We start from the raw sequence: 11362 nt of genomic DNA on the forward strand, positions 1-11362 counted from the left end.
ATCGAACATGTTCAATAAAGGCGACCGGACGTGAGAAGGCCTGCCGAATCCAGATCCGCGAGACTCCAACTGGGCGACGAGACTGCAGCTTTCGCGCGCAGTCTCGTCGCCCAGTTGGAGTCTCGCGGGTAGAGACCGGGGCGGGTTAGGCCGGGATCTCCGTGCGGGTCGTCGTGTGCGCCACGTAGGCGTCGACGTTCGCTGAGGAGAGGATGTGGCGGGCGACCATGATGGCCGCACCGAGCACGGCCGCCTTCTCGCCGGTGTGCGTCTGCACGATCGCGAGATGCTGCGTCGCGAGCGGGATCGAGCGGCGGTAGACGACCTCGCGGACGCCCGCGAGGAGGTGCTCGCCGGCGCGCGCGATGCTGCCGCCGAGCACGATCACCGACGGATTGAGCAGGTTCACGAACATCGCGAGGACCTCGCCGACGTCGCGGCCGGCCTGCCGGGTGGCCTCGATCGCCGCTGGGTTGCCGTTGCGGACGAGTTCGACGACGTCCGAGCTCGTGACGGCGTCGAGGCCCTGCGCGCGCAGCGCCGTGGCGATCGCCGTCCCGCTCGCGAGCTCCTCGAGATCGCGATCCTCACCGGGGGCGTGCGAGGACTCGGGCGAGTAAGGCACCTTGACGTGCCCCATGTCGCCGGCCGAGCCCTGGGCGCCGCGCTGAAGTCTTCCGCCCGCGATGATCCCGGCGCCGATGCCCGTGGCGACCTTCACGAACACCAGGTCCTCGACGTCGGGGAAGCTCGTGGCCTGCTCGCCGAGGGCCAGGACGTTGACGTCGTTGTCGACGAGCACGGGCACGTCGAAGGTGCGCTGCACGTAGCCTGGCACGTCGAACCGGTCCCAGCCCGGCATGATCGGCGGGTTGTACGGCCGGCCGGTGGAGTGCTCAACGGGGCCCGGCACGCCGATGCCGATGCCGACGAGCGGGATGCCGCGCAGTCCCTCTGCCTCGAGCAGCGCACGGCCGTCGGTGAGCACGCCGTCGAGCACGGCCGCGGGGCCGTCCGCGATGCGCAGTGGTCGTGTCGTGCTGTCCAGGATCCGACCGCCGAGATCGGAGACGGCGACCGTCGCGTGCGAGGCGCCGAGGTCGGCGGCCAGGACCAGGCCCACCCGAGGATTGAACGCCACCCGCGACGGCGGGCGGCCGCCGGTCGACAGCCCCTCGCCCGCGGGCACCACGAGGCCGGAGGCGAGCAGGGCGTCGACGCGCGCCGAGACCGTGGATCGGGCGAGGCCGGTGAGGTGCGCGAGGTCGGCTTTGGTGCGCGCCTGGCCGTCCAGGAGCAGCTGCAGCATGTCGCCCGCACCCGGCGAGGCGCCGCCGTTCAGCCGGTCGGGGTCGCTCATAGGGTCAGTAAACCACACGACAATTGCGGATCCGGCGAGCGACATCTGTCGGTCGCGAAAAGACTTTTGACTAATGCTTGACAAAAGGGTGTCGATCCGTGTCAGAATCATCCACATGACAACGGAGGTCACGCACACCGGTATCGGGACGATCCGATCCGGCTTCCTCGGCGGGGGATTCATGGCGCAGGCGCATACCAGGGCGGCGCGTGCCGCGGGTGCGGTCCTCGCCGGTATCGCGAGTTCTTCACCGGAGCGCGCGGCGGTCGCCGCGGCCGAGCTCGGTGTGGAGCGTGCCGGCACGATCGATGAGCTGCTGGCGGGCGGGAGCGAGGTCGTGCATGTCTGCACGCCGAACTCGACGCATGCGCCGTTGGCGCTGCGGGTGATCGAGGCGGGCAAGCATGTGATCTGCGAGAAGCCGCTCGCGACGTCGCTGGTCGATGCGAGGGCGCTCGCGTCGGCCGCCCGCGAGCACGGCGTGGTGGCCGCTGTGCCGTTCGTGTACCGGTATCACCCGATGGTGCGCGAGGCGCGTGCTCGTGTCCTCGCGGGGGAGATCGGCACGCTGCTGACGGTGGACTGCGGGTATCTGCAGGACTGGATGCTGCTCCCGACCGATGATGACTGGCGGGCGACCTCCGACGAGGGCGGGCCCTCCCGTGCGTTCGCCGACATCGGGTCGCATCTGTGCGATCTTCTCGAGTTCGTCGCCGGGGAGCGCATCGTGCGGCTCACGGCCCGTACCCGGCGGGCGTTCGCCGAGCGCGGCGGGCATCCGGTGCAGAACGAGGATGCGGTCGCGATCCTCGTCGAGACCTCGTCGGGCGCGATCGGCACGCTGCTGGTCTCGCAGATGGCGGCGGGCAGGAAGAACGCCCTCACTCTCGAGCTGCACGGCACCAGGGAGAGCGTCCGCTTCGATCAGGAGCGTCCGGAGGAGCTGTGGATCGGCCGCAGGGAGGGCAACCGGCAGCTGTTCCGCGATCCGCAGAACGCGCATCCGGGTGTCGCCCGCTTCTCCCGGCTGCCGGTCGGGCACGCGCAGGGCTACCAGGACGCCTTCAACGGCTTCGTCGCCGACGTCTACGCCGCGATCGCCGGCGAGCATCCGGACGGCCTGCCGACCTTCGACGACGGCGTGCGTGCGGCCCAGCTGACCGAGGCCGTGCTCCTCGCCGCCCGCGAAGAGCGCTGGATCGAAGTCCCGGCCGAAACGCCCTGACCCCTACCGCGCAACCACCCACGAGCTCCTGAACCGAAGAAGAGGAAGAGCAATGTCAGACGAATACGATCTCGTCATCGTCGGATCCGGTCCGAACGGCGCGATCATCGCCCGCCGGGTGCACGAACAGAACCCGGAGGCGTCGATCCTCGTGGTCGAGGCGGGTTCCCGGATCACCGGCGTCGACGGCGAGCACCTCGTCGAGGTCGACGAGAACGCCATGAACGCCTCTTACGAGGATCTGATGCGCCGGGCGCGGCAGATCGAGTACGTCCGCGGCGCCGCATCGATGAACGAGCTCGACGGCGACGGCTGGACGGCCGACTCCACCGGCATCTTCCCCGCGGCGTTCCTCGGTCACAACTTCGCGGAGTTCCCCGGGGCCTCCGTCGCGTGGAACATCGGCGGCATGGGCGTGCACTGGACCGCGGCCACCCCGTGGCCCTACGCCGAGGAGATCCCCGACTTCCTGCCGCGCGCTGAGTGGGACGAGGATCTCGAGAGCGCGCGGGGCCTGCTGCGCACGTACGTCGGACCGCTCGTCGACAACCCCTTCACGGAGCCGATGTTCGCCGCGCTCCGCGATGCCGTGCCCAGCCCGGATCCGGAGCGGCAGTTCGGGTACATGCCGATGGCGGGCGTCCCGCACCAGGATCGCCCTTTCGCCCGCACCGGACCCCGTGACATCGCCCCGTACCTGTTCGACGGCGGCGAGCCGAACGTGACGCTGCGCACCGGCCTGCTCGTCACCCGCATCGAGCACGACGGGACTCGGGTGACCGGGCTGGTCGGCCGCGATCTCGCGACGGGGAACGAAGAGTCCTTCCGCGGACGGGTCGTGCTCATCGCCGGGGACGCGCTGCGCACGCCCCAGCTGCTCTGGGCCTCGGGCATCCGGCCGGAGGCGCTCGGCACGCGGCTCAACGAGCACGCCTCGATCGACGGAGACGTCGTCATCGACGCGGCCCGCCTGGGCCTCACCGCCGCAGACATCCCGGTGCCGCCCGCCGGCGAGCCGTTCATCGGCTCGTACTGGAGCCCGTCGATCGGTGCCGCGCGTCCCGCGCACGGACAGCTCATGGAGCGCGAGTTCGAGGGGCAGCACGTGCTGGGCGTCGGCTGGTACTGCGCCACCGAGATCCGCCCGGAGAACCGGATCGAGTTCTCCGACGACCGCACCGACGCGCTCGGCCTGCCGCACATGACCGTGCGCTTCTCGTACTCCGAGGCCGATCAGGCCGAGATCCGCCGGACCATGGACGTGCAGCGCGCAGCGGCGAACGCGATCGGCGTCTTCCCCGCGCAGGACTCCGAGATCCTCCCTCCCGGCGCCTCGCTGCACTACACGGGCACCGTGCGCATGGGCCCGGCCGACGACGGCACCTCCGTGGTCGACACGGACGGGCGCGTCTGGGGCTTCGACAACCTCTATCTCGCAGGCAACGGCGTCATCCCGACCGCCCTCACCTGCAATGCCACGCTCACGGGCGCCACGATCTCGGTGCGCATCGCGCGCGCCGTGTCGGCCGCGCTCTGAACGGACGCCCGCGAGGGCGATCCACAACCCGACCCCCCCCGACCCGAACACCACCCGAACCCGATACAGAGGAGAATGCGATGCACCTCACCACCCGACGGTCGCGTCGAGCAATGCTGCTCGGCACCGCCGTCCTCACCGCCGGCGCGCTGCTGCTGACCGGCTGTGGCCGCAGCGGCGACGCCGGATCCACCGGCGGCAGCAGCGGCTCCGGCGCCGCGATCGACGACAAGCCTGCGAAGGGCACCGTCCAGCTCTGGGCGGAGGGCGCCGACGGCGACAAGCTGCCCGACATGGTCGCCGAGTTCAAGAAGTCCAACCCCGACGTCGACGTCAAGCTGACCAAGGTCCCCGCGGACCAGTTCGCGTCCAAGATGACGGCCGCGATCACCGCCGGCACCGTGCCCGACCTGCTGTTCGCCTACACCGAGGATCAGCCGGCCCTGCTGAACACCGGCGGATTCGACGCCGTGCCGGACGGGCTGGCGAAGAAGGACGACTTCTTCCCGGCGATCTGGGACAACTCGATCGTGAAGGACGTGCAGTACGGCGTGCCCTGGTACACGTACGCGAACATGCTCATCTACCGCAGCGACCTCGCCGAGAAGGCCGGAGCGACCTCCGCGCCGAAGAACTGGGACGAGCAGAAGGCGTTCGGCGAGAAGCTCAAGGCCGCCGGATCCGAGTTCCCCTTCGCCCTCGCCGTCAACTACGACAAGTACAGCGCGGGACAGCTGCAGGTCATGGCCGTGCAGAACGGCGGCGCGTTCCTGAACAAGGACCACACGAAGTGGACCCTGAACGACCCGAAGAACGTCGAGGCGCTCGACTACTGGGCCGGTCTGATCAAGAGCGGGCTGTCGTCGCCGGACGGCCCGCAGTTCCTGGACACCGTGCCGTGGTCCTCGCAGGGCAAGAACGCAGCGATCGTGGACGGCGGCCCGTGGTTCAAGGCCTGGTTCAACGACGCCAACGGCGCCGACTGGTCGAAGGACCACCTCGCCTTCGCGCAGAACCCCACCGGCCCGGACGGCGGCAAGGGCGCGACGACGGGCGGCGGCAGCTGGCTCGTGCCGAAGGACGCGAAGAACAAGGACGCTTCCTGGAAGTTCGTGCGCTGGATGTCGGAGTCCGCGCAGCAGGTGAAGTGGTACCAGATCTTCGGCAACATGCCGGCGCTGAAGGCCGCATGGGACGACCCGGCGATGAAGGGCGACCCGATGCTGGAGACCGTGCGCTCCGCGCTGGACGACGGCGTCGCGCAGCCGAACGTCCCGACCTGGTCGCAGGTCGGCGACGTGATCGGCAAGCAGATGGAGCGCGTCGTCCGCGGCGGGGTCTCCGCCAAGGACGCTCTCGACGCCGCGCAGCAGCAGGCGGAGTCGATCGGGCTGGGCGGGAAGTAGTCACCCATGTCCACCGCCACGCGTGCACTGGTCACCCCGGGGGCGTCCTCGCGACGCCCCCGGGGCACCACCCGGGCCGCCTCCGCACATGAGGGATCCCGCGCGGAGGCGGCCACCGGATGGATCTTCCTGATCCCGTTCCTGCTCATCTTCGTCGTCTTCACCGCCGTGCCCACGGTGCTGGCGGTCGGCACGAGCCTCACCGACATGACGGCGCGCGACATCCGCGATCCGTTCAACGTGAACTTCACCGGGTTCGAGGCCTACTCCAAGGTCCTGGGCTCGCCGGCCTTCCAGGGCGCGTTCCTGAACACCGTGATGTTCGTGGTGCTCTGCGTGCCGCTCAGCATGGGGCTCGGGTTCGCGCTCGCGCTCATGCTGAACAATGGCATCCGGCGGATGCGCACGTTCTTCCGCGCCGCCGTATACGTGCCGGTGATCACGAACATCGTGGCTGCCGCCGTGATCTGGCAGTACGCCTTCTCGATCTCCGGTCCGGTCAACAGCGCCTTCTCGAACCTGGGCGTCCCGGTCGTGAACTGGCTGGGCAAGCCGGAGTGGGCGATCGCGACCGTGGTCATGATGGGAGTCTGGCGCAACGCCGGTACCTGCATGATCCTGTTCCTCGCCGGCCTCCAGGCCGTGCCGGAGGAGATCTACGAGGCCGCCGCGACAGACGGCGCGTCGACGATGCGTCGGCTCTGGTCGATCACGCTGCCCCTGCTGCGGCCCACGACCCTTCTCGTCACCGTCCTGATGACGGTGTCGTTCCTGAACATCTTCGAGGAGCCGTTCCTGCTGACCAAGGGCGGGCCGCTCGGGTCCACCCGGCCGATGGCGCTGTGGGTCTACGAGCAGTTCGGGTTCGGCAACATCGCGTCGTCGATGGCGGGATCCGTGATCCTGCTGATCCTCGTCGGCATCGTCGCCTTCATCCAGTTCCGAGTGCTGAGGCCGAAGCATTGAACAAGACAACTCCGATCCGCTCCACGCTGACCTACATCGCCCTCGCGGTGATCACGATCCTGATGCTGCTGCCGTTCGTCTGGGTGTTCTTCGGATCCTTCAAGACGCAGGCCGAGTTCTTCTCCGATCCTGGCGCGTGGTTCCCGAAGTCGTTCCAGGTGCAGAACTACGTCGGCCTGTTCACGGACGGCGGGTTCGGCGGCTACATGCTGAACAGCATCGTCGTCTCGGCGATCGTCGTGGTCTGCAACGTGCTGTTCAGCTCGATGGCCGGCTATGCGCTGGCGAAGCTGCGCTTCCGCGGTCGCGCCGTGATCTTCCCGCTCGTGATCGCGTCGATGATCGTGCCCTACGTCGCGCTGTTCGTTCCGCAGTTCGTCATCGTCGTGCAGATGGGCCTGGTGAACACGCTCATGGCGATCGCCCTGCCGCTGCTGGTGATGCCTCTCAGCGTGTTCATCATGCGCCAGTTCGCGCACGGCGTCCCCTTCGAGCTGCTCGAGGCGGCCCGGCTGGACGGCGCGGGGGAGCCGCGGATCTTCTTCCGCGTCTTCCTTCCGCTGACCGGCCCCGGACTCGCGACCGTCGCGATCCTGTCGTTCCTGTCCTCCTGGAACAACTTCCTCTGGCCGCTCGTCGTCGCGCAGTCCCAGGACGTCTACACGGCCCCGGTCGGGCTCGCGGTCGCCTCGCAGGCATCCAACACGATCGCGTTCGGCGTGCTGCTCGCCGGTGCGATGGTGGTCCTGCTGCCGATCCTCATCCTGTTCCTCTTCCTGCAGAAATACTTCATCCAGGGCGTCGCCGCCACGGGACTGAAGTAGTCGTCGCATCTCTCGAAAGGCATGACATGGCATCCCTCTCCTCGCTGACGTTCTCCCTCAACGCGATCCAGTGGATCAACGTGCTGTCGGACCCCTCCGACCCGGACAGCCCCGGACTGTGGCGGTTCGCGGACCCGACCTTCGTGGCCGAGTACCCCGACGTGCTCGCGCAGATCCGCAACGCCGGTTTCGACACGACCATGATGGAGGTGCTCGACACCCAGACGCTGCAGAGCTACGCGCGCATGATCGCGGATGCCGGGCTGCGGGTCTCGCCGGGCTATGCGCAGGTGCCCGTGGGCTCGGCGCATGGCGGGCGCCTGGAGAAGGGGACGTTCGAGCGCGCGCACTGGTTCGACGGCGTGCGGCGCAAGGCCGAGGAGTCCACCTACATGGGACTCTCCCGGATCTTCCTCGCCGCAGAGGTCGACTACGCCGCTCCGCGCTGGGAGCACCCGGCCGTCGGCTACGACTTCGATCAGGACCGCCTCGACGAGCAGCTGGAACTTCTCGACGAGGCCGTCGACGTCCTCAACGCCGAGGGGGTGCGTCCCGGCCTGCACAACCACGTCGGCACCCTGGTCGAGACCCAGCAGGAGTACGAGTACGTCCTGGAGAACATCGACGCCTCGCGCCTCGGCGCCGCGTTCGACATCGGGCACCTGGAGTGGGCCGGGATCGACGCCAGGGCCGTGCTGGAGAAGTGGGGCGACCGAGTGCAGGACCTGCACATCAAGGACATCGACCTCGATGTCGCCCGGCGGACCCGCGAGGAGGGCCTGAGCTACGAGAAGGCCACCAACCTCGGTCTGTACCGCGAGCCGGGCCTCGGCGACCTCGATCTGGTCGGAATCCTCGGTGCGCTCCCTGACGGCTTCGATGGCACGGTGCTGATCGAGGTCGACCGTGCGAGCATGGATCCGGGGGAGAGTGCGACCTACACGGCGGGCTGGCTGGCCGAGGCGACGAAGTCCTGAGGAGAGGTTCATGAGCACCCACCCCGTCACGCTGTTCACCGGTCAGTGGGCGGATCTGCCGTTCGAGGAGGTGGCGCGCCTCGCCGCCTCCTGGGGCTATGACGGGCTGGAGATCGCGGCTTCCGGCGATCATCTCGATCTGAAGCGCGCCGACGAGGACGACGCCTACATCGTCTCGCGGCTCGAGATCCTCGACCGTCACGGCCTGAAGACGTTCGCGATCTCGAACCATCTCGCAGGCCAGGCCGTGTGCGACGCCCCGATCGACTTCCGCCACCGCGCGATCCTGCGCGACTACGTCTGGGGTGACGGCGACGCCGAGGGCGTCCGGCAGCGTGCCGCGGAGGACATGAAGCGCGCGGCGCGTGTCGCCCGCAAGCTCGGCGTCGACACGGTCGTCGGTTTCACTGGCTCGTCGATCTGGCCGTACGTGGCGATGTTCCCGCCGGTCGGGGAGGACGTGATCGCCGCGGGGTTCGAGGACTTCGCGCACCGGTGGAACCCGATCCTGGACGTGTTCGACGGCGAAGGGGTGCGGTTCGCGCATGAGGTGCATCCCTCGGAGATCGCGTACGACTACTGGAGTTCGGTCCGCGCGCTCGAGGCCGTGGACCACCGGGAGGCGTTCGGATTCAACTGGGATCCGTCGCACATGATGTGGCAGAACATCGATCCGGTGGGCTTCATCTGGGACTTCCAGGACCGGATCTACCACGTCGACTGCAAGGACACCCGGATGCGCCCGCAGAACGGCCGCGCGGGCGTGCTCGGCTCGCACCTGCCCTGGGGCGATCCTCGCCGCGGCTGGGACTTCGTCTCGACAGGGCACGGCGACGTGCCGTGGGAGGACTCGTTCCGCGCGCTCGACGCGATCGGCTACACCGGGCCGATCTCGATCGAGTGGGAGGACGCGGGCATGGATCGCCTGCACGGCGCGGCCCAGGCCGTGCAGTACGTGCGCTCCCTGCTCTGGCCGAAGCCCACCGCGTCCTTCGACGCCGCCTTCCGCAACCAGTGAGGAGGGCGGCTCAGCTCTCGCGCAGGCGTACGAGGCGCTCGTGGCCCGATTCCTCGAGCTCCGCGATGTCGGCCCGCGACTTCAGGAAGGCGTTGAACGAGCGGTAGCCGAGCGCCTTCTCGCTGAACGAGGGATCCATCCGCCGGATCTGCGTCTTCACCGCCGAGCTGTGCAGCCACTCGTCGCCGTCGCTCTTGTCGTGCCCGAGCCGCAGCGCGCGCACGAGTGTGGCGGTCGCCTGCTCCTGATCCGACGTGCTGGGCTCGTCCTTCTCGGCGGTGGCGCGGGACTGCTTGCGCGCCCCCTGAGTCTGCTTGGCGACCGTCTTCTTGGGTGCCGCTTCGGCCGTGGGCGCGGGTGCTGCCGCGCGCTCGACGCCGGGCAGCGAGTCGTACGCCTCGAACTCGTCGCACGCGGCGGCCAGCGACTTGGCGGTGGAGCCCGCGACGCCCACGCCGATCACGTAGCGGCCGAGGCGCTTGCAGCGCTGCGCGAGCGGCACGTAGTCGCTGTCGCCGGCGACGATGACCACATGGGTGAGGTCTGGCAGGCGGAACATGTCCTCGACGGCGTCGACAGCGAGGCGGATGTCGGCGCCGTTCTTCGCATACGCCGCGGCCGGGAAGAGCTGCACGAGGTCGACGGCGCGCGCCACCAGCTGGGAGCGGTACTCGGCGTTGACCGGCGAGGACCAGTCGGCGTACGCCCGCGTGAGCACGAGCGTGCCGAACGAGGAGGCGTAGTCGATGATCGCTCCGACGTCGATCATCGCGGCCTTGAGCCGCTCCGCGACTTCGGCGTCGGCGGGGTTGTCCTGGATCCGCTGACGATCCTTGCTGTAGGAGTTGCGCCCGTGGACGCGGTCGTACCAGGAGATGACGATGTTGTCGAAGTCGAGATAGACGGCGACGCGGGTGTCCTGCGGCTCAGCCATGGGGGTTCTCCTCCGGAGTCGGTCAGTCGGTCTCGTTCGGGTAGCGGACCCCGATCTGCGCGCGGATCTCATCGAGCAGGCCCATGATCGCGACGGACTCCGCGACGGGGAGCAGATCGCTGTCCAGGGACTCGTCGGCGACGTAGCGCTCCGCCGCGATCGCCTCGAACTGCATCCCGCGCCCCGCGCCCTCGGCGGGCCGCGCGGAGAACTCCTCCAGGACGACGCCCTCGGGGTCGATCACCCGCAGGATCGAGGGCGACCACCACCAGCGCTCGATCTCCACGCGCGCCTTCGTGCCGAGCACGACCGCGGTGTTCGGTCCCGCCGTGCGCGAGGAGGAGAACGTGGTCGAGATGGCTCCGCCGTCGTGCGTCATGACGGTCGCGACCTCGGCGTCGGCACCCGTCTCGAGGAGGCGGGCGACCGCCTTGACCTCGGTCGGCACGCCCAGCACGCCGACGACGAAGGAGATCGGGTAGATGGCCAGATCCAGCAGCGCCCCGCCGCCCAGCTCGAGGGCGTTCAGACGGTGGGCGGGATCCGTCGGCAGCGTCTGCGTGTGATCCGCGGAGACGGTGCGGATCTCGCCCAGGGTGCCGGCCGCGATGATCTCGCGCAGCCGCGCCATGTGCGGCAGGTACCGGGTCCACATCGCCTCCATGACGAGCAGGCCCTTCTCGCGGCCGAGGTCGGCGAGGTCCTGCGCCTCGGCGTGGTTGAGCGTGAAGGCCTTCTCGACGAGCACGTGCTTGCCGTGCTCCAGCGCGAGACGCGCGTCGGCGTGATGCATCGGATGCGGGGTGGCGACGTAGACGATGTCGACCTCGGGATCCGCCACGAGCGCCTCGTACGAGCCGTGCGCCCTCGCGATGCCGTAGCGCGCGGCGAACGCGTCGGCGGACTCCTGCGACCGGGATCCGACGGCGGCGAGGTCGAGACCCGCGGTGCGGAGGTCGGCGGCGAAGGCGGCGGCGATGCCGCCCGTGGCGAGGATGCCCCAGCGAAGTCCGGTCATGGCTCCAGCGTACGGGCTTCCACCACCTCGAGTCGTCCCCGCCAGCGGAGGCCCTGGGGTGCGCTGGCGGGGACGACCCCCAATGGTGGGGGACCAC

10 protein-coding genes are annotated in these 11362 nt (G+C 69.2%); 7 read left to right on the plus strand and 3 right to left on the minus strand.

The window, feature by feature from the left end:
* Positions 1-145: 145 nt before the first annotated feature.
* Complete coding sequence (locus RS86_RS17950) at positions 146-1360, minus strand: ROK family transcriptional regulator (RefSeq protein WP_045273589.1); 1215 nt, start codon at positions 1358-1360, stop codon at positions 146-148.
* A 115-nt stretch (positions 1361-1475) separates the two neighbouring features.
* Here RS86_RS17950 and RS86_RS17955 point away from each other — a divergent pair, with 115 nt between their 5' ends.
* From RS86_RS17955 to RS86_RS17985, 7 genes are all read left to right on the plus strand, one after another.
* A complete protein-coding gene (locus RS86_RS17955) occupies positions 1476-2585 on the plus strand; it encodes a Gfo/Idh/MocA family protein (protein ID WP_045273590.1) in 1110 nt (369 codons plus the stop codon).
* Between the two features lie 52 nt (positions 2586-2637).
* Positions 2638-4122 carry a GMC oxidoreductase gene (locus RS86_RS17960; protein WP_045273591.1) on the plus strand — a complete coding sequence of 495 codons (1485 nt, stop codon included), beginning with the start codon at positions 2638-2640 and terminating at the stop codon, positions 4120-4122.
* A gap of 80 nt (positions 4123-4202) precedes the next feature.
* A complete protein-coding gene (locus RS86_RS17965) occupies positions 4203-5528 on the plus strand; it encodes a sugar ABC transporter substrate-binding protein (protein ID WP_082076874.1) in 1326 nt (441 codons plus the stop codon).
* Positions 5529-5534: 6 nt separating this feature from the next.
* On the plus strand, positions 5535-6494 hold the full coding sequence (locus RS86_RS17970; protein ID WP_045273593.1) for a carbohydrate ABC transporter permease: 960 nt from the start codon (positions 5535-5537) through the stop codon (positions 6492-6494).
* On the plus strand, positions 6491-7318 hold the full coding sequence (locus tag RS86_RS17975; protein ID WP_045273594.1) for a carbohydrate ABC transporter permease: 828 nt from the start codon (positions 6491-6493) through the stop codon (positions 7316-7318). The genes RS86_RS17970 and RS86_RS17975 overlap by 4 nt, the downstream gene beginning before the upstream one ends.
* A gap of 26 nt (positions 7319-7344) precedes the next feature.
* Positions 7345-8295: a sugar phosphate isomerase/epimerase family protein gene (locus tag RS86_RS17980; RefSeq protein ID WP_052680364.1), complete on the plus strand. Its 951-nt coding sequence runs from the start codon at positions 7345-7347 to the stop codon at positions 8293-8295.
* A gap of 10 nt (positions 8296-8305) precedes the next feature.
* Positions 8306-9313: a sugar phosphate isomerase/epimerase family protein gene (locus RS86_RS17985; protein ID WP_045273595.1), complete on the plus strand. Its 1008-nt coding sequence runs from the start codon at positions 8306-8308 to the stop codon at positions 9311-9313.
* A gap of 10 nt (positions 9314-9323) precedes the next feature.
* Here RS86_RS17985 and RS86_RS17990 read toward each other — a convergent pair whose 3' ends face one another.
* On the minus strand, positions 9324-10247 hold the full coding sequence (locus RS86_RS17990; RefSeq protein ID WP_045273596.1) for an NYN domain-containing protein: 924 nt from the start codon (positions 10245-10247) through the stop codon (positions 9324-9326).
* Between the two features lie 22 nt (positions 10248-10269).
* Entirely contained in the window at positions 10270-11265 is a 996-nt protein-coding gene (locus RS86_RS17995) for a Gfo/Idh/MocA family protein (RefSeq protein ID WP_045273597.1), read from the minus strand.
* Positions 11266-11362: the final 97 nt, after the last annotated feature.

The organism is Microbacterium azadirachtae (genome assembly GCF_000956505.1).
Classification (GTDB): domain Bacteria; phylum Actinomycetota; class Actinomycetes; order Actinomycetales; family Microbacteriaceae; genus Microbacterium; species Microbacterium azadirachtae_A.

What these genes read in the sequence shown, in the direction of transcription:
- RS86_RS17950 (WP_045273589.1), bottom strand. Translation starts at nt 1,360, where the DNA reads ATGAGCGACCCCGACCGGCTGAACGGCGGCGCCTCGCCGGGTGCGGGC.
- RS86_RS17955 (WP_045273590.1), top strand. Translation starts at nt 1,476, where the DNA reads ATGACAACGGAGGTCACGCACACCGGTATCGGGACGATCCGATCCGGC.
- RS86_RS17960 (WP_045273591.1), top strand. Translation starts at nt 2,638, where the DNA reads ATGTCAGACGAATACGATCTCGTCATCGTCGGATCCGGTCCGAACGGC.
- RS86_RS17965 (WP_082076874.1), top strand. Translation starts at nt 4,203, where the DNA reads ATGCACCTCACCACCCGACGGTCGCGTCGAGCAATGCTGCTCGGCACC.
- RS86_RS17970 (WP_045273593.1), top strand. Translation starts at nt 5,535, where the DNA reads ATGTCCACCGCCACGCGTGCACTGGTCACCCCGGGGGCGTCCTCGCGA.
- RS86_RS17980 (WP_052680364.1), top strand. Translation starts at nt 7,345, where the DNA reads ATGGCATCCCTCTCCTCGCTGACGTTCTCCCTCAACGCGATCCAGTGG.
- RS86_RS17985 (WP_045273595.1), top strand. Translation starts at nt 8,306, where the DNA reads ATGAGCACCCACCCCGTCACGCTGTTCACCGGTCAGTGGGCGGATCTG.
- RS86_RS17990 (WP_045273596.1), bottom strand. Translation starts at nt 10,247, where the DNA reads ATGGCTGAGCCGCAGGACACCCGCGTCGCCGTCTATCTCGACTTCGAC.
- RS86_RS17995 (WP_045273597.1), bottom strand. Translation starts at nt 11,265, where the DNA reads ATGACCGGACTTCGCTGGGGCATCCTCGCCACGGGCGGCATCGCCGCC.